General features: G+C 69.6%; 16 protein-coding genes. 6 read left to right on the top strand and 10 right to left on the bottom strand.

Translation table 11 applies throughout. The annotated features are described in order from the left end of the window. The first annotated feature begins 5 nt into the window (after nucleotides 1-5). The gene (locus ACIBHX_RS03420) at nucleotides 6-788 is read left to right on the top strand and encodes a neutral zinc metallopeptidase (protein ID WP_397063770.1); all 783 of its coding nucleotides are present in this window, start codon (nucleotides 6-8) and stop codon (nucleotides 786-788) included. Here the strand turns inward: ACIBHX_RS03420 and ACIBHX_RS03415 are convergent. From ACIBHX_RS03415 to ACIBHX_RS03390, 6 genes are all read right to left on the bottom strand, one after another. Next, entirely contained in the window at nucleotides 785-2,008 is a 1,224-nt protein-coding gene (locus tag ACIBHX_RS03415; protein WP_397063769.1) for an ROK family protein, read from the bottom strand. The genes ACIBHX_RS03420 and ACIBHX_RS03415 overlap by 4 nt on opposite strands. Then, entirely contained in the window at nucleotides 2,005-3,258 is a 1,254-nt protein-coding gene (locus tag ACIBHX_RS03410) for a sugar ABC transporter permease (protein WP_397063767.1), read from the bottom strand. Before ACIBHX_RS03410 ends, ACIBHX_RS03415 begins: the two co-directional genes overlap by 4 nt. Next, nucleotides 3,255-4,019, bottom strand: a complete 765-nt coding sequence (locus tag ACIBHX_RS03405; RefSeq protein WP_397063766.1) for an ATP-binding cassette domain-containing protein — start codon at nucleotides 4,017-4,019, stop codon at nucleotides 3,255-3,257. Before ACIBHX_RS03405 ends, ACIBHX_RS03410 begins: the two co-directional genes overlap by 4 nt. A 96-nt stretch (nucleotides 4,020-4,115) precedes the next feature. Continuing rightward, on the bottom strand, nucleotides 4,116-5,207 hold the full coding sequence (locus tag ACIBHX_RS03400; protein WP_397063764.1) for a sugar ABC transporter substrate-binding protein: 1,092 nt from the start codon (nucleotides 5,205-5,207) through the stop codon (nucleotides 4,116-4,118). A 132-nt stretch (nucleotides 5,208-5,339) separates the two neighbouring features. Continuing rightward, nucleotides 5,340-6,047 carry a sulfite exporter TauE/SafE family protein gene (locus ACIBHX_RS03395; RefSeq protein ID WP_397065014.1) on the bottom strand — a complete coding sequence of 236 codons (708 nt, stop codon included), beginning with the start codon at nucleotides 6,045-6,047 and terminating at the stop codon, nucleotides 5,340-5,342. 21 nt (nucleotides 6,048-6,068) lie between these two features. Further along, a complete protein-coding gene (locus ACIBHX_RS03390; protein WP_397063763.1) occupies nucleotides 6,069-6,707 on the bottom strand; it encodes a TetR/AcrR family transcriptional regulator C-terminal domain-containing protein in 639 nt (212 codons plus the stop codon). 68 nt (nucleotides 6,708-6,775) lie between these two features. On the opposite strand from ACIBHX_RS03390, the gene ACIBHX_RS03385 reads away from it, so the two are divergent. Continuing rightward, nucleotides 6,776-7,699: an ATP-binding cassette domain-containing protein gene (locus tag ACIBHX_RS03385; RefSeq protein ID WP_397063761.1), complete on the top strand. Its 924-nt coding sequence runs from the start codon at nucleotides 6,776-6,778 to the stop codon at nucleotides 7,697-7,699. Continuing rightward, complete coding sequence (locus ACIBHX_RS03380; RefSeq protein WP_397063759.1) at nucleotides 7,696-8,529, top strand: ABC transporter permease; 834 nt, start codon at nucleotides 7,696-7,698, stop codon at nucleotides 8,527-8,529. The genes ACIBHX_RS03385 and ACIBHX_RS03380 overlap by 4 nt, the downstream gene beginning before the upstream one ends. A gap of 45 nt (nucleotides 8,530-8,574) precedes the next feature. Here the strand turns inward: ACIBHX_RS03380 and ACIBHX_RS03375 are convergent, their stop codons facing one another. The 3 genes from ACIBHX_RS03375 to ACIBHX_RS03365 all read right to left on the bottom strand — a co-directional run bounded on the left by ACIBHX_RS03375 (nucleotide 8,575) and on the right by ACIBHX_RS03365 (nucleotide 14,155). Next, the gene (locus tag ACIBHX_RS03375) at nucleotides 8,575-10,311 is read right to left on the bottom strand and encodes a CBM35 domain-containing protein (RefSeq protein ID WP_397063758.1); all 1,737 of its coding nucleotides are present in this window, start codon (nucleotides 10,309-10,311) and stop codon (nucleotides 8,575-8,577) included. 204 nt (nucleotides 10,312-10,515) lie between these two features. Then, nucleotides 10,516-13,290 (bottom strand): aconitate hydratase AcnA, encoded by a 2,775-nt coding sequence (acnA, locus tag ACIBHX_RS03370; protein WP_397065012.1) that lies wholly within the window; start codon nucleotides 13,288-13,290, stop codon nucleotides 10,516-10,518. Between the two features lie 136 nt (nucleotides 13,291-13,426). Continuing rightward, the gene (locus ACIBHX_RS03365; RefSeq protein ID WP_397063756.1) at nucleotides 13,427-14,155 is read right to left on the bottom strand and encodes a metal-dependent hydrolase; all 729 of its coding nucleotides are present in this window, start codon (nucleotides 14,153-14,155) and stop codon (nucleotides 13,427-13,429) included. A 315-nt stretch (nucleotides 14,156-14,470) separates the two neighbouring features. On the opposite strand from ACIBHX_RS03365, the gene ACIBHX_RS03360 reads away from it, so the two are divergent. The 3 genes from ACIBHX_RS03360 (at nucleotide 14,471) to ACIBHX_RS03350 (ending at nucleotide 16,449) form a co-directional block, all read left to right on the top strand. Next, nucleotides 14,471-15,019, top strand: coding sequence for an RICIN domain-containing protein (locus ACIBHX_RS03360; RefSeq protein ID WP_397063754.1), 549 nt, complete (start codon nucleotides 14,471-14,473; stop codon nucleotides 15,017-15,019). Between the two features lie 210 nt (nucleotides 15,020-15,229). Further along, entirely contained in the window at nucleotides 15,230-15,922 is a 693-nt protein-coding gene (locus ACIBHX_RS03355; protein WP_397063752.1) for a PadR family transcriptional regulator, read from the top strand. A 14-nt stretch (nucleotides 15,923-15,936) separates the two neighbouring features. Continuing rightward, nucleotides 15,937-16,449, top strand: a complete 513-nt coding sequence (locus ACIBHX_RS03350; protein WP_397063751.1) for a DUF1707 domain-containing protein — start codon at nucleotides 15,937-15,939, stop codon at nucleotides 16,447-16,449. Between the two features lie 123 nt (nucleotides 16,450-16,572). Here ACIBHX_RS03350 and ACIBHX_RS03345 read toward each other — a convergent pair whose 3' ends face one another. Further along, nucleotides 16,573-17,676: an ABC transporter permease gene (locus ACIBHX_RS03345; RefSeq protein ID WP_397063749.1), complete on the bottom strand. Its 1,104-nt coding sequence runs from the start codon at nucleotides 17,674-17,676 to the stop codon at nucleotides 16,573-16,575. Nucleotides 17,677-17,682: the final 6 nt, after the last annotated feature.

Below are 17,682 nucleotides of genomic sequence, written 5' to 3'. Positions count from 1 at the left end.
TGGGGATGAAGATCCCCTTTGTCGCCGCGGTGGTCGCGGTGATCGCCGGCCTCTGCCTCTCCGGCGCCCCCGCTCAGGCCGCCACCGGGCAGGCCCAGTACCCGATCAGGAGCAAGCAACTCACCCAGAACAAGCTCTACAAGTCCGGCCCGCTGGAGACCACCAGCTGCCCCGAGCCGGCCGTGAGCTCGGCCAAGCGGTACGTCAAGACGCTGTTCTCCTGCCTCAGCGACTCCTGGTCCGCCCAGTTCGAGCAGGCGGGCCTGCGCTTCAGCAAGCCGTCGCTGCGCTTCTTCACCTCCAAGAAGGGCCTGCGCTACTGCGGCTCGAAGTGGGGTGACGCGGCGGGGATCTACTGCCCGAAGACGCGCCAGTTCGCCGTCCTGCTCGACAAGTCGATCCTGACCGACGTCGACGACCTGTTCCTGATGGACGTGGTCGCGCACGAGTACGGCCACCACGTGCAGCAGATGAGCGGGATCATGCGCTCCTACCAGTACGAGCCGTACCACGGCAAGAAGGAGGAGACCGAGCAGACCAAGCGCCTGGAGCTGCAGGCCGAGTGCTTCGCGGGCGTGTTCATCGGCAGCGTCTGGGACTCCCTCGACCGGTCCGAGGACGACTGGCAGCGCCTGCTCGACGTCGTGGCGATGAACGGTGACGAGACCACCAAGGACAAGGACCACGGCAAGGGCTCCACGCAGAAGTCCTGGCTGAACAAGGGCTTCCAGTCGGCCGCGCCCGGCGGGTGCAACACCTGGGCCGCCCCCGCGAGCCGGGTCCGCTAGCCGTTCGCCCTCGCCAGCACTTCCAAGGGGTCCGCGAGCACGTGGGCGAAGGCCAGCTCGGCTGCGCCCACGAGCGTCGCGTCGTCGGCCAGTGCCGACGTGCGCAGCCGCAGCTTCTCGCGCTGGGGGGCCAGCGCGTGCACGGCCAGGCGGCTGCGCACCTGGGCGGCCGAGCCCAGGTAGATCTCCCTGAGCATGCCGCCGAAGATGACCAGCTCGGGGTTGAAGATGTTGACCAGGTTGGCCACGCCGAGCCCGAGCCAGTCGCCGACCCTGCTGAGCGCGTCCTGAGCGACGATGTCACCCCTGTCGGCGGCGTCGACCACCGCGCGGACGGCGTCGCGGCCGTGCTGGCCCGGGCCGACCCGCCCGGCGGCCTCGAGCAGCGCCCGCTCCCCCACCTCCGCCTCCAGGCAGCCGTGGGAGCCGCAGCCGCAGGCCCGGCCGCCCGGATTGACGATCATGTGCCCGACCTCGCCACCGTAGCCGTCGCGGCCGCCCAGCAGGTGGCCGCCCGCGATGATGCCGCCGCCGATGCCGACGTCGCCGTGCAGGTAGATCAGGTCCCTGACGGCCACGCCGACGCCCCTGCTGTGCTCGGCCAGCGCGGCCAGGTTGGCGTCGTTGCCGACGCTGACCGGCAGCCCGAGGCCGAGCCTGCGGCCCAGCTCCTCGCCGAACGGTGCCTCCTCCGACAGCAGGTTCGGCCCGAAGGTGATGACGCCGTCGCTCTTGCGCACGCCGCCGGAGACCGCCGCGGCGGCGCCCACGCAGACCGTGTCCTGGCGGGTCTTCCTGCGCATTTGCCTGGCGAAGCCGGCCAGTGTGCCGGCCAGCTCCTCCACCACGAACGGCCCGCGCTCGCGGGCGACCTCGCGCCGGTCGAGTATCGCCCCGCCCAGCCCGACTCGGGCCGCCGCCAGCCGGTCGGGGCCCACGTCGAAGGCGAAGACGTAGACGCGCGACGACTCGGGGCGCACCACCAGCGAGGGCCTGCCCGCGCGCCCCGTCTCGCGCGGCAGTTCCTCGCGCACCAGACCGGCGGCGGTCAGGTCCGAGGTGAGCGCCATGATCGTGCTACGGTTCAGCCCCATCTTCGAGGTGAGCTCGGCGCGCGAGGTGGGTCCGCTCAGGTGCACGTGGCGCAGCAGCGCGCCGAGGTTGTGGCGCCTGATGTCCTCCTGTGACGGGCCTGCGCTCAGGGGCGGCTGGCTGATCACCTTAGCCCGGCGGCCGCCGCTCGCCTGCGCGCCAGCGCGTCCACACCCGCGGCCAGCAGCAGGACGAATCCAGTCACCAGGTACTTCACGCTGGCACCATAGTTCATCAGACCCATCCCGTTGTCGATCACCGCGATCACCGCACCGCCGAGTATCGCGTCCAGCACCCGCCCCTTGCCACCGAACAGGCTGGTGCCGCCGATCACGGCCGCGCCGACAGCGTAGAGCAGCACCGAACTGCCGCCCGTGTTCGGGTCCACCGAGCTGGCGCGGGAGGCGGCCACGATGCCGCCGACCGCCGCCATCGACGAGCAGATCACGAACGCGCTGATCTTGATCCTGTCGACCGGGATGCCCGCTCTGCGCGCCGCCTCGGCGTTGCCGCCGACCGCGTAGATGTGCCGGCCGAAGGCGGTACGGCGCAACATGAACGTCCACAGGACCAGCAGCGCGACGATGACAGGGATCACGATCGGCACGCCCGTCAGCGAGACCAGCGCCGGGTTGCGGCTGCGCTCCAGGTTGAGCACGTAGACGGCGACGCCCGCGAGGAGCGCCAGCGCGCCGACCCTGGCGGCGATCAGCGACAGCGGATCGGCGACCAGCCCCCGTCCCGTCCGCTTCCTGGCCCTGATCAGCTGCACGGCCGCGTAGATCGCGACGGACGCGGCGTACAGCGTCCAGCCCAGCCAGGGCGGCAGGTTCCTGTTCGCGATCGCCACGATGACCGGGTCGCGGATCGAGATGTTCGTGCCCTCCTGCACCAGGACCAGCACGAGCCCCTGGAAGGCGAGGAAGGCCGCCAGCGTCACCACGAACGACGGGATGCCCACCTTGGCCACCAGCGTGCCGAGCACGATGCCGATGATCGAGCCGGTGACGATCGCCGCGAGCACCCCGACGTACCAGGGCAGGCCCAGGTTGGTGAGCGTGACCGCGAGCACCGCCGCGCAGACGCCGCTGGCGAAGCCGGCCGACAGGTCGATCTCGCCCAGCAGCAGGACGAAGACCAGGCCCATGGCGATCACGGTGACCGCGGCGCCCTGGGTGAAGAGGTTGGCGAAGTTGATCGCGGTGACGAAGGCCGGCCGTGCGATCGCGAACGCCGTGCACAGGACGAGCAGGCCGAGCACGGCGGGGATCGCTCCGATGTCGCCGCCGCGCACCCGCTCGAGGTAGGCGCGGGTGCTGTGCGTGATCGACGGCGACTGGGCGGCCGTGACGATGGGGTCCTCGGTGACCATGTTCATGGGGTGACCCCGTTCCTGAGGCCGAGGTCGCCGCTCCGGCCGGATGTGATCAGTTCGACGACCTGTGCGTGCGTCACGTCGGCGGTCCTGACCTGGGCGGCCATCCTGCCGAGGTAGAGCGCCGCGATCCGGTCGGAGACGGCGAACACGTCGTTCATGTTGTGCGAGATGAGGACCACGGCCAGCCCGGTGTCGGCCAGCCGCCGCACCAGCTCGAGCACCTGCGCGGTCTGGGCCACGCCGAGCGCCGCCGTCGGCTCGTCGAGGATGACGACCTTGCTGTTCCACAGCACGGCCTTGGCGATCGCGACCGTCTGCCGCTGGCCGCCCGACAGGCTGGAGACCTGCTGCCTGATCGACTTCACGGTGCGGACGGACAGGCCGTTGAGCGTCTGCTCGGCCAGCTCCTCCATGGTGGCCTCGTCGAGGACCAGGCCGCTGCGGCGCTCGCGGCCGAGGAACATGTTCTGGACGATGTCCAGGTTGTCGCAGAGCGCCAGGTCCTGGTAGACGATCTCGATGCCCAGCTCACCCGCGTCGCGAGGGCCGTGCACCTGGACGGGTTTGCCGTCGAAGAGGATCTCGCCCGCGTCGATCGGGTGGATGCCGCCGACGCACTTGACGAGCGTGGACTTGCCGGCGCCGTTGTCGCCGACCAGGGCGGTGACCTCGCCGGAGTAGGCGGAGAGGGCGACGTCGTGGAGGACCTGGACGGGTCCGAAACTCTTGTCGACGCCGCGGATTTCAAGAAGGGGGGTCATGAGGCCTCCTTCGCCGGCCTCATGACCAAAATGCTCGCTCACGGGGGCTCCCTCAGAGAGAGGGGTACGGCCGGCGCGCGGCCGTACCCCTGATGTTCACTGAATCCCTGCCTCCGTGCACTTCTTGGCGAAGTCGCCCGTGCAGAGCTCCTCCTTGGAGACGTAGCCGTCGGCGACCACGTCCTTGACGTTGTCGACGGTGATCGACTGCGGCTCGAGCAGCTCGGAGGGCACGTCCTGCTTGGTCTGGGGGTCGGTGACCTTGCCGCTCGCCGTCGGCTTGTCGCCCTTGGCCAGCGCGACCGCGAGCTTGGCGGCGGCGTCGGCCTCCTTCTTGACGGCCTTGTAGACGGTCATGCACTGGTCGCCCGCCAGGATGTTCTGCAGGCCCTGGACGGTGGCGTCCTGGCCGGTGACGGGAACCTTGCCGTTGAGGTTGTTCTTCTTCAGCACGGTGATGGCGGCGTTGCCAAGGCCGTCGTTGGCGGCCAGCACGCCGGCGATCTTCGGCTGCTGGGTGAGCATCTGCTCGAAGATCGTGCCGGCCTGGGTGTTGTCCCACTCGGGCACGGACTGGTCGGGGCCCTTGACGAACTCGCCGGAGTCGTACTTCGGCTTGAGCACGCCGTCGTAGCCGTTCTTGAACAGCGTGGCGTTGTTGTCGGTCGGCGAGCCGTTCAGCTCGGCGACGATGGGCTTGCCGGCCTTCTTGTCGGCCAGGCACTTGACCAGGCCTTCTCCTTGCAGCTGCCCGACCTTGGTGTTGTCGAAGCTGACGTAGTAGGCCGCCCCGCCCCCGAGCGTGAGGCGGTCGTAGTCGATGACCGCGACGCCCTGCGACTTCGCCTTGTCGATCACGGTCTTGCCGGTGCCGCTGTCCAGGTTCACGATCATCAGCACGGTCGCGCCGTTGGTGATCATCTGGTCGGCGATGGTCTGGAAGGCTGTCTTGTCGTTCTGGGCGTTCTGGATGTCGTAGGCGATTCCCGCCGCCTTGAACGCCTCTTCGAGGTACTTGTGGTCCGCCGTCTCCCAGCGGGCCGACGACTTGCTGTCGGGAAGGATCACGCCGATCTTCCCGGCTTTCTGCGAATTCTGCGCCGTCGACGTGGCGGTGGTCCCGCTGTTGCCCCCGCAGGCGGTTAGACCGAGGACGAGCACGGCCAAGCTGAGGATCCCCTTGCGCATGGTGCAGGGTCCTTTCTTCCGGAGGGGCCCGGATGAATGTTGTTTGCGGCAACGTATTCCGGGACGGCCTGCTTTGGAAGACCCACGGGAGGGGGAGTTTGTTGTTCCCGGTAACAATCCAGAAACGTGTGATCAACGGAGGAGGCTCTGCCCGATGAGCACGATCGCGGAAATCGCGGCCACCACGAGGATCGCGACGCGCATCTTGCCGCCGTCGACGTAGCGGCGCACCGGCCCGCTGACCAGGAACCCTGCGATCATCGGGATGAGCAGGAACGCGCCGGTGACCAGGGCCTTGCCCGGCAGGTGTCCGACGACGGCCAGGATGCCCAGCGACTGCGCGGCGCTGAGGAAGAAGTACATGGCCAGGGTGGCCCTGATCTCCGGTCCCTTGGCGTTCTGGTAGACCAGCGCCATGGGCGGCCCGCCGATGCCGGTGGCGGTGCCGGTGATGCCCGAGACGAAGCCGGCCCCGCTGACGGAGTATCCGTTGCGCGGCAGGCTCGGCGCCCGAGCGGTGAGCACGACCGCGATCAGCACCATGGCGCCGACGAGGATGCCCAGCGCCTGTACCGAGACGTACACCACGATCCAGGCGCCGACGAAGCTGCCCGGCACCCGCCCGAGCACGGCGAACCCGAGCCCGCGCCAGTCGACTCTGCGCCACTCCCTGGCCAGCGTGAACAGCGGAAGCGCGAGGTTTGCCACCTGGACGGCGCCGGGCATCACGCCCGGATCGAGCAGCGTGAGGATGGGCGCCGCGATCAGCCCGAGCCCGAAGCCCACGCTCCCCTGCACTAACGCCCCGACGAATACCGCCAAACCACCAACAATCAGCACTTCTGTCACGCAGACAGTCAATCAGGACGCAGCGCCCTGGCTCCTCCGCAGGCGGGCCTCCATCCCGTCCAGCACGAGCCGCACCCCCTCCTCGAAGGCGAGGTCGCCCTGCGGGTCGCCCAGGTGGTTCAGCGCGGCCATGAGCCGCGGGTAGGCCGCGGTCACCGCCTCGATGTCGGGGTGCTCCTCCGGCTGGTCGGGGCGCCCCCGGTCGGCCTGCTCCTCCAGCACGAACCCGCCCACGTAGTTGCTGAGAGCGAACACTCCGACCCCGGCCTCCACCACGTCGAAGCCCACCCGCTCCAGCGCGGCCACCATGCCCTCGATCATGTCGAACAGTTCGGGCGAGGGCCGCGTACCCGCGGTGATCCTGGCGCCGTCGCGATAGGAGTTGAGCATGTCCCGCTCGCCCCTGGCGTAGTCGGCCAGCCATTCGCGCCACTGCGTGGGATCGGTGAGCGGCGGCCGGTCCAGGTGCGGCCTGATGATCGCCGCGGCCATCTCGTCCAGCAGTTCCTGCTTGTTCCTGACGTGCCAGTAGAGCGCCGGTGCCTGTACGTCGAGCTCGGCCGCCAGGCGGCGCAGCGTCAGCCCCTCCAGGCCGACCTCGGCGAGGAGCTTGAGCGCCGCGGCCACGATGGCGGATTTCTCGAGACCCACGATTGACAGCTTAACAACGTTAGAGGCATCCTTAACGCTGTTAGATTTAACACCGTTAAGGAGTGCTCGTGATCAGAGCGAACGGCTTGCGGAAGCGGTACGGCGAACAGGAGGCACTGGCCGGCGTCGACCTCGACGTGCCCGAGGGCACCGTCTGCGGCCTGCTCGGCCCCAACGGCGCGGGCAAGACCACGATCGTGCGGATCCTGGCCACGCTCCTGCACCCCGACGCCGGCCAGGCCCGGGTGGACGGCCTGGACGTGGTGCGGGACGCGGCCCGGCTGCGCTTCCGCATCGGCCTGGCCGGCCAGCACGCCGCGGTCGACGAGCTGCTGACCGGGCGCCGCAACCTGGAGCTGTTCGGCCGCCTCTACCACCTGCCGCGGCGGCAGGCCAGGCAGCGGGCCGACGAACTGCTCGAACGCTTCGACCTGGCCGAGGCGGCCCGCCGGCCGGTCAAGACCTACTCCGGCGGCATGCGCCGCAGGCTGGACCTGGCCGCCAGCCTGATCGTCGCGCCGCCGGTGCTGTTCATGGACGAGCCCACCTCGGGACTCGACCCGCGCAGCCGGCTCGGCCTGTGGGACATGCTGCGCGGGATGGTCGGCGAGGGCACCACCCTGCTGCTCACCACCCAGTACCTGGACGAGGCCGACCACCTGGCCGACCAGATCGTGGTGCTCGACCAGGGGCGGGTCGTCGCCGCCGGCTCGCCCGCGCAGCTGAAGAAGCGCATCGGCGGCAACCGGGTCGAGGTCGTCCTCCACGAGGCGGCCGACCTGACCGAGGCGCAGGAGCTGATCCGGCAGACGGCCTCCGGCTCGCTCGAGGCCGACCCCGTGCAGCGCAGGATCACCGTGTCGGTGAGCGACGGGCCGCGCTCGCTGGCCAGGATCGCCGGGGCGCTGGACGGCGCCGGGATCGAGATCGAGGACCTGAGCCTGCGGCAGCCGACGCTCGACGAGGTCTTCCTGGCGGTGACGGCCGCATGACGCTCATCGTGCCGGCACCGCCCGCGACCATCGTCGGGCGCCTGCGGTGGACCGTCACCGACTCGCTCACGATCGCCGCGCGCACCTTCTCCCGGCTCAAGGCGCAGCCCTTGGAGATCGTCTCGTTCCTGGTGTTCCCGATCATGATGACGGTGCTGTTCGGGTACGTCTTCGGCAGCGCGATCAAGCTCCCGGGCGGCGGCGACTACCGCAGCTACCTGATGCCGGGCATCTTCATGCAGGTCATGGCCATGACCGCGACCGCCGCCGCGACGGCCGTCGGCGCGGACATGGAGCGGGGCATCATCGACCGCTTCCGCGCCCAGCCGATGGCGCGCGCCGCCGTGCTCATCGGGCGCAGCGTGGCCGACCTGTCGATGCACCTGCTGTCGCTGGCCTCGATGGTGGTGGCGGCCCTCGTGCTGGCCGGCTGGCGCGCCCACGGCACGCCGGCCCAGACGGCCGCCGCGTTCGGGCTGCTGGCGCTGTTCGGGTTCGCCATGATCTGGGTGGGGACCTACATCGGCCTGTTCGTCAAGAGCGGCACCCAGGCGGACGCGGCCACGTTCGGGTGGCTGTTCCCCATGACGTTCCTGGCCAACACGTTCGTGCCCACGGAGGGCCTGCCGTCCTGGCTCAAGCCCATCGCCGACTGGAACCCGATGAGCGCCACGGTCGCCGCCGTCCGTCAGCTGTTCGGCAACCCCACCTCGGTCTCGCAGGCCTGGCCGATCCAGCACCCCGTCACGGCCAGCCTCGCCTGGTCCGTGCTGATCCTCCTCGTCTTCACTCCCCTGGCCGTCCTCCGCTACCGCTCCACCTCCCGCTGACCCTGTACGGCAGGCCTGCCCGCCGTACAGGGAGCGTGCGAAGCGCTAGCCGGTGTAGCCGGCGATGATCTTGGTGAAGTCGTAGGGCTGCTGGGAGACGCCGCTGCAGGCGTTGAGGTCGCCGCCCGAGCCGCAGGCGCGGTCGCGGTTGAGCTCCCAGAACGTCAGGCGGGCGATGTGGTGTTGCTGGGCGTAGGACAGCATGGTCTGGAAGTCCGCGAGCGATACCACCTCGTCCGCCTCGTCCGTCTTACCGTTCATGGACGACAGGCCGAGGTGGGCGTACGTGGCGGCGTCCGAGTAGCCGTAGGCGGACTTGACGCGGGACTTGAGCCCCTCCATGGCGTTGACCGTGGCCTGGCCCATCGTGCCGGTGTGCCCGCCGAAGTCGAACGGCATGATCGTCCAGATGTCGTTCTGCAGCCCGGACGTCGCGCCCCGGTTGATCATGTCGACGCCGGTCGAGTCGGGACCCGTGGGCGTGGTGCCGAACGTGATGATCGTCTTGATGCCCGGGTTGCCGGCCTTGACGGTCTTGAGCGCGTCGATCACCCGCTGGCGCACCGTGGCACTGGCCCACTCGGTGTCCTCGATGTCGATGTCCAGCGCCTTGAGCGAGTAGGCGTTGATCACCTTCTGGTAGGCGCCGGCCAGCGCCGACGCGCTGGTGCACTTCTCGCCCAGCTTGGTGCCGCTCCAGCCGCCCACCGAGATCACCACATCGCCGCCGGCGGCGCGGATCGCGTTGATCGTGGCCTGGTCCGTGCCGCCGGTCAGCGGGCGCGAGCCGTCCCACTTCGGATTGCACGTCCCGTCCGACAGGATGAAGGCGAGCGTGAACCACTTCACCCCGGTCGCGGACATGGCGCCGCTCGGCGACCCGGCACTCCCCCACCCCGCGTACACGTAGGGCGCCACGGCGTCGGCGGTGACGGGCTGCTGCCCGGCGCCGACGGTGAGCTTGTCCAGGTTGGGGCCGCCGCTGGCCCCGGTGGCGGTGGCCCTGATCGTGTTGGCCCCGGCGGCCAGCGTGACGGGCACCTGTACGGTGGCCCAGGTGTCCCAGTTCGCGGTGGGCGCGAAGTCGCGGCCGGCCACGGTCGTCCCGTTGACCGCGAGGTCCAGCGGCCTGGCCGAGGTGGTCCCGTTGGCGTACCTGAAGGTCAAGGTGGCGGGGCCGCCGGTGGACTGGACGGACCACTCGACGTAGCCGCCGGCCACGTTGACGTAGTCGACGAACCCTGAGCCGGTGAAGCCGGTGTGGTTGGCGGCCACGGCGGCCTGGCTGAGCGTGGCGTCCTCGGCCTGGTAGTCGGGGCCTCCCGTGGCGGCGGTCGCGACGTCCAGGTAGTCGGCGTTGGGCCCGCCGTTGGCGGTGGTGGCGGTGGCCTTGACGGTGTTCGTCCCGGCGTTGAGTGTGGCGGGGATGTCGGCGGTGGCCCAGGTGTCCCAGCTGCCGGTGCCGTTGAAGTCGCGGTCGACCGGTGCGCCGCCGTTGACCGAGATCGCCATCGGCCGGTTGACCGTGGTGCCGTTGGCGTACCTGAGCTGGAGGGTCACCGGCCCGGCCTGGGCCGCGTTCACGGTCCAGGTGATCGAGCCGCCGGTGACGTTGTCGTAGTTGACGAAGCCGGTGCCCGAGAAGCCGAGGTGGTTGGACTCCACGACTCCCTGGCTGATGGTGGCGTTCTCCGCCTCGTAGCGCGTGGTGGCGGCCTGCGCCGGTAAGGCGCCGGTGACCAGCAGTGCGAGGACGGCGAGGATGGGGGTGATCCTGCGCACGGGCTTGCCCCTTTCGGCATTAGTTGTTAGGAAGGCTTCCTAACAAACATGGGGTTGTCAAGACCGCGAAAAAGGGCCACCCGGGCGGATGGGTGTTCCGCCGGGCGGCCCTCGAGGATCGGGTGGTTCCCCCGATGTGGGCGCGTGAGGATCGCGCCCGTCCCCACCGGGCCCGCCACGGATCGTGGCCGGGCCCGGGGAAGATCACTTGGCCAGCAGCGACCTCAGGACGTACTGCATGATGCCGCCGTGCCGGTAGTAGTCGGCCTCACCGGGCGTGTCGATGCGGACGACCGCGTCGAACTCGACGTCGCCCGCCTTCACGTGCACGGTGCCCGGGATGCCGCCCTGGTTGAGGTCCTCGACACCGGTGATGTCGAAGCTCTCCTCGCCCGTCAGGCCCAGCGACTCGGCCGTGGCGCCCTCGGGGAACTGCAGCGGCAGCACGCCCATGCCGATCAGGTTGGAGCGGTGGATGCGCTCGTAGGACTCGGCGATCACGGCCTTCACGCCCAGCAGCGCGGTGCCCTTGGCCGCCCAGTCGCGCGAGCTGCCCGAGCCGTACTCCTTGCCCGCCAGGACCACCAGCGGCGTGCCCTGGGCGGCGTAGTTGACCGAGGCGTCGTAGATGAACGACACCGGGCCCCCGTCCTGGGTGAAGTCGCGGGTGTAGCCGCCCTCGGTGCCGGGGGCGATCTGGTTGCGCAGGCGGATGTTGGCGAACGTGCCGCGGATCATGACCTCGTGGTTGCCGCGGCGTGAGCCGTAGGAGTTGAAGTCCCTGACCTCGACCCCGTTGGCCTGCAGGTACTGGGCGGCGGGGGTGCCGACCTTGATGGAGCTCGCCGGCGAGATGTGGTCGGTGGTGACCGAGTCGCCCACCTTGACCAGGACCCGGGCGCCGTGGATGTCCGTCACGGCCTCCGGCTTCTCCGGCATGCCGTCGAAGTAGGGCGCCTTGCGCACGTAGGTGGAGGCGGGGTCCCACTCGAAGGTGTTGCCCGTCGGGATCGGCAGCGAGCGCCAGGTGTCGTCGCCCTTGAAGACGTCGGCGTAGTCGCGCTCGAACATCTCCCGCCCGATCGAGGAGTTGACCACCTCGGCCACCTCTTCCGGCGAGGGCCAGATGTCCTTGAGGTAGACGGGCTTGCCGTCCGAGCCGACGGCGAGGGGCTCGTTGTCGAGGTCGATGTCCATCGTGCCCGCGAGCGCGTAGGCGACCACCAGCGGCGGTGAGGCCAGGTAGTTCATCTTGACGTCGGGGTTGATGCGGCCTTCGAAGTTGCGGTTGCCGGACAGCACCGCGGTGACGGCCAGGTCGTTGGCCTGCACGGCCTCGGAGATCTCCGGCAGCAGCGGGCCCGAGTTGCCGATGCAGGTGGTGCAGCCGTAGCCGACCAGGTTGAAGCCCAGCTTGTCCAGGTAGGGCTGCAGGCCGGAGCGCTCGAAGTAGCCGGTGACGACCTGCGAGCCGGGCGCCAGCGAGGTCTTGACCCAGGGCTTGCGGGCCAGGCCCTTGTCGACGGCGTTGCGGGCGAGCAGCGCCGCGCCGAGCATGACGTACGGGTTGGAGGTGTTGGTGCAGGAGGTGATCGCGGCGATCGAGACGATGCCGTGGTCGATCTCGAAGGACGTGCCGTCCTCGAGCGTGACCGGGACCCTCTTGTGCGGGCGCTCGCCGTTGAGCGTTGCGGCGTGCGGGTGGTCGCCGTCGCTGTCGTGGCCGATGGCCGGCGAGTCGGAGGCGGGGAAGGACTCGGCCGACGCCTCGTCGAGCGGCCCGAAGTCGGATTCGGCGGCGTAGTCCTTGACGGCCGCGCGCCAGGCCCGCTTGGCGTCGCCGAGGGCGATGCGGTCCTGCGGGCGCTTCGGGCCGGCGATCGACGGCACGACGGTGGCCAGGTCCAGCTCGATGTACTCGGAGAACTCGGGCTCGCTCGTGGCGTCCAGCCACAGGCCCTGGGCCTTGGCGTAGGCCTCGACGAGGGCGATCTGCTCCTCCGAGCGGCCCGTCAGTCGCAGGTAGTCGACGGTCTGGCCGTCGATCGGGAAGATGGCGCAGGTCGAGCCGAACTCGGGGCTCATGTTGCCGATCGTGGCCCGGTCGGCCAGCGGCACGGACGAGACGCCCTCGCCGTAGAACTCGACGAACTTGCCGACCACGCCGTGCTTGCGCAGGATCTCGGTGATCGTCAGCACCAGGTCGGTGGCGGTCGCGCCGGCGGGCAGCTTGCCGTTCAGCTTGAAGCCGACCACGCGCGGGATCAGCATGGAGATCGGCTGGCCGAGCATCGCGGCCTCGGCCTCGATGCCGCCGACGCCCCAGCCGAGCACGCCGATGCCGTTCTCCATCGTGGTGTGGCTGTCGGTGCCGACGCAGGTGTCGGGGTACGCCTTGCCGTCCCGCGTCATCACGACGCGCGCCAGGTGCTCGATGTTGACCTGGTGGACGATGCCGGTGCCCGGCGGGACGACCTTGAACTCGTCGAAGGCGGTCTGGCCCCAGCGCAGGAACTGGTAGCGCTCGCGGTTGCGCTCGTACTCGCGCTCGACGTTGCGCTGGAAGGCGTCCGGGTGGCCGAAGTAGTCGACGATCACGGAGTGGTCGATGACCATCTCGGCGGGCGCCAGCGGGTTGATCTTCGCCGGGTCGCCGCCCAGGTCGCGCACGGCCTCGCGCATGGTGGCCAGGTCGACCACGCACGGCACGCCGGTGAAGTCCTGCATGATGACTCGCGCCGGGGTGAACTGGATCTCCACGCTCGGCGTCGCCTTCGGGTCCCACCCGGCCAGCGCGCTGATGTGGTCGGCGGTGATGTTCGCGCCGTCCTCAGTGCGGAGGAGGTTCTCCAGCAGGATCTTCAGGCTGTACGGCAGGCGCGCCGCGCCCTCGACGGCATCCAGCCTGAAAATCTCATACGACGCGTCGCCGACGCGTAGCGTGTCACGGCTGCCGAAGCTGTTCGCGGACACGGATATTCGCCTCCTCGGTGGACCTTTGCTCAGTCAAATCCTGCCGCACCGTGGGACCACACAAGACGTTAGGTCACCCTAACCGCGGTGCGGCGGAAGTCTCTCGACGTCAAGATATCCTGGAAAGTATCTCGACATCAAGTTAAACCGGCGCCAGCCGCCAGAAGAGCAGGCCGATGATGGCCACGGACAGGATCGGAGCCAGGATCTTCTGCTCGAACGTCTTCCCGGTCTTGATGCCGATCTTCCACGGCAGCATGAACTTGTAGGCCAGTGGCCACAGCACCGGGCACCCGCGCTCGGTCATGCAGTCGCCCAGCACGTGCACCAGGCAGCCCACCCCCACGGCCATACCCAGCCAGGCGTATCCCACGTGCAGCGACAGGAACACCGCGAAGATCCCGGCCGTCAGCCCGATGTTGATCATCGCGGAACCGGCCTTGTTACCGGGGATGCCGACGCCGATCGCCCGTAACGCCAGCCCGATCAGCAGCACCACCATGATGTCGCGCCCGATCGGATAGGTGGCGGCCAGCCAGTGCGCGCCGAACCCCAGCGCCACCGCGAACGCCAGCGAGTGGGTCATCCCCCGGTGCCCGCCGCCCACCCACGACACCATCTTGGCCAGCGCCCACGTGATGGGGCCGAAGGTGTGCGCGATCGTGGCGCTGGGGTGGTCGAGGTCGGGCAACATGGCGGCGCCCGCGCAGACCAGCGCCCCCGCGATCAGCTCGACGGGGGTGAGCGCGTTGGCCATGATCCCGGTCTCGATGAACCGGGTCGACTCGGTGACCATCGGCAGCGAAGCGAGCGCCGGAGCCAGTGCCAGCCAGGCGATGGCGCCGGTCATCGCGTGCGAATGACCCATCATGATCAGCGACTGTACGGCAAGCGCCCGACAGATCCCACGGACCGACATGCCAGAAATATCCACACATCCACCCACCCCAAGCCCGCCTGCGGCCGAACTCACACCCTGTCGGCCGCCGCAGCCAAGGCCCTCCAGGACCGGCAAACGGGGAGGTGAAGGCGGGCGGGAGGCGACGCGGGTGGGAGGTGACGGCGGGTGGGGGTGATGGTATCCGGGGCTGCCGGAGTTCAAGCAGCTCAGGCATGCCGCCACCGGCACCTGCCTGGACGTGGACGGCAACTCCTCGCGCAACGGCAGGAAGCTGGTCTCCTGGCCGTGCGAGGGCACGCGCAACGAGGCCTTCCCGGTACGGCGCGCGCCCTGACCGACGGGCCGGTCCTGGCGGCCTGCGACGGCTCCGACAGGCGGCAGGCGTTCACCTGGGAGCCCAGGAAGGCGTTCACGTACACGCAGCTCAAGCTGAACGGCAAGTGCCTGGACGTCCCCGGCGCCAAGCCGTCGAGCGGCGCCAACCTGCTGCTGTACGCCTGCGACGGCAACGCCGACCAGTTCTGGTCGTTCAACCCGGTCTCCGGGCAGCTGCACAACCTCGCCGATCCCGGCATGTGCGCGGACGTCGAGGGCGGGACGATGGCGCAGGGCACGCCGGTCCAGGTGGCCACCTGCTCCTCGGCGGTCGGTCAGTACAGCGACTCGATGCGGTGGAACCTGTCGGGCGGGACGTACGGCTCGCGCAAGGATCCCTCGTGGGTGATCGGCAGCGCCGACGGCACCGCGGTCACCCTGCAGCGTTCCGGCGCCTGGGCGGGCGGCGACAGCCGTACCCCTGATCAGTGGAAGTTCCTGACGGCGGACGTCTACTAGTCCGCAAACGCAGACGAGGTCGTCTCCGCGGCGACAGCACCCCCCAGCCCTGCCGACGCGGAACGACCTCGTCTGCTCTAGTTAACGGCCCGCATCCCCGTCCTGTTCCCCGATTCCGCAACTTTTTCGTGATCTGTCTCACTCTCCCCCCTCGCTTGTCACCGACATTCTTTCGATATATCTTTGATGCATCGGAAGGGGAGGTTTTTGATGACTTCGGCAGCGATGGGCGGCCAGTGGGCCGACCCGAGAGAGTTGAAGCGTGTGGCCCGTGAGGCGATCCGTCAGGTCGCGGAGGCCTTCGAGGGCCACCACGAGCGTGGGCCGCACGAGCACAGGCACCGTGGCAGGCGTGGTCCCGGGCCGTGGGACTTCCGCGGCGGTCCTTTCGGCCCCGGCGGGCCGTGGGGGCACCGCGGCGGCTGGGGCGGCAGGACGCGCAAGGCCAAGCGGGGCGACGTGCGTTCCGCGATCCTGGCCCTGCTGGCCGAGGAGCCGCGCAACGGCTACCAGATCATCCAGGAGATCGCCGAGCGCAGCGAGGGCGGCTGGAAGCCCAGTCCCGGCGCCGTCTACCCGGCGTTGCAGCAGCTGACCGACGAGGGACTGGTCGTCGCGGAGGAGAGCGAGGGGCGAAAGAGCTTCCGCCTCACCGACGAGGGCCGCGCCTACGTGGAGGCGCACGCCGACGAGGTGCGCGCGCCGTGGGACGAGATGCGCCCCGACATCGACGACAACACCGCCGATCTGTGGGACATCGCCCGGCAGTCGGCGTTCGCGATGATGCAGGTTCTGCAGACCGGGAGTGACGCACAGATCCGCGAAGCGCGTAAGACTCTTGTTGAGACCCGGCGCAAGCTCTACCAGATCCTGGCTGACGGCGACCCGGGCGACGAAGAGTGAGCGAAGGGCGCTTGATGGACAGGGACGATCTCCGCATCGGCGACGCCGAGCGCGAGCAGACGATGGCCTCGCTGCGCGAGCACTTCGCGCAGGGCCGCCTCACCCACGAGGAATTGGACGAGCGCCTGGACCGGGCGTTGGCCGCCAAGACGGCCCGCGACCTGGCCCAGATCACCGCCGACCTGCCGGGCTCCAGGGTCAAGGAGCGGGCAGCGCCCCCGGCGGAGGCGTTCGACCCGGACGGCTGGCGGGACGCCATGTGGTCGCATCGAAATCAGATGCACCAGATGCGGCACCAGATGCACCAGGCGCGGCGGCAGATGCGGCGCGAGGGGCGCTACCAGGGGCCCCCTGGCCCGTGGGGCAGGCGCGGCCCGGGCCCGTTCGTGCCGCTGCTGTTCGCGGCCTTGATCGTCGGCCTGGTCGTGGGCGGGTTCGGCATCTTCTTCAAGGTGCTGCTGGCGATCTTCGTGGTGTCGGTGGTCCTGCGCCTGGTGTTCCGCAACTCGCACTGGTCACGCCGCTGAGGCGCGCGGGCGGGTCATCTCCTCGGCGATGCCCGCCCGCGTCGGCCTCCGGCTGGGCGAGCCGTACAGAAGCCTGCGGCATTGATCGCTTCTGTACGGCACGGCCGGATGAGCACGCCTGGGTCAGCCGCTTGCGGCAGACCGCCTGGTGTTCAGCTGGTCGAACCCGACCGCGACGAGGATGAGCACTCCGATGGCGATCTGGAGATAGAAGGCGTTGATCGCCAGCAGGTTGCCGCCGTTGTTGAGGACGCCCATGATCAGGGCTCCGGTGGCGGCGCCGATCGCGCTTCCCTTCGCGCCGAACAGGCTCGCGCCGCCGATGACACAGGCGGCGATCGCGTTGAGCTCGAAGCCCGTGCCTGCGGTGGGGATGCCTGCTCCCAGGCGGGAGGCCAGCAGTACCCCGCCAAGACCGGCGAGCAGGCCCGAGATCATGTAGACCGAGATCGTCACCATGCGGACGGGTACGCCGGCGAGGCGGGCCGACTCGGGATTCGAGCCGACGGCGTAGATGTAGCGGCCGAAGACCGTCCGGGTGAGCACGAACCACATCACGGCGACGACCACGGCGGCGATGATGAGCAGGTTGGGAATTCCGAGGATCGTGCCGTTCGCGATGGCCTGGAACGCCGCCGGCACACCCTGGATGGTCTGGGCGTCGGTGCTGAGCAGGACCAGTCCGCGGGCGATGCCGAGCATGCCCAGGGTCGCGATGAACGGCGGTAGCAGGGCCCGGGTCACCAGCAGGCCGTTGACGATCCCGAGCGCGGTGCCGATCCCCACCCCGATCAGGATGGACGGCAGGATCGGCATGCCGGCGACCAGGAGCTGCGCGGTGGAGGCGCCTGCCAGGCCGAGGACCGACCCGACCGACAGGTCGATCCCCGCGGTCAGGATGACCAGGAGCTCGCCGACCGCGATGATCCCGAAGATGGCGACCTGGCGGGCCAGGTTGGACAGGTTGTTGGGGGTGAGGAACTCGTCGCTGGCGAGCGTGAGGGCGCCGATGGACACGAGCAGGACGACGAGGCCGCCGCTCTCGCGACCGGCGATGTCCCCCAGCGTGATGACCCGTCGCCGGGGCTCGGCCGGCGCCTCGGGCGCCTCGGGCGCCTCCCTGGCCTTCGGCACCGTCTCCAGTCCCGGTGCCGGTGCCGCATCGCCCGGCGGCTTGTTGGTGATCGTCGTGGTCTCGATCGGCTCACGCCAGATCAGCTTAGGCATCTCGGC

Source organism: Nonomuraea sp. NPDC050536 (genome assembly GCF_044457685.1).
In the GTDB taxonomy this organism is placed as follows: Bacteria; Actinomycetota; Actinomycetes; order Streptosporangiales; family Streptosporangiaceae; genus Nonomuraea.
The sequence above is the reverse complement of the archived record's forward strand: the minus strand, read 5'-3'. Positions and strand labels throughout refer to the sequence as shown.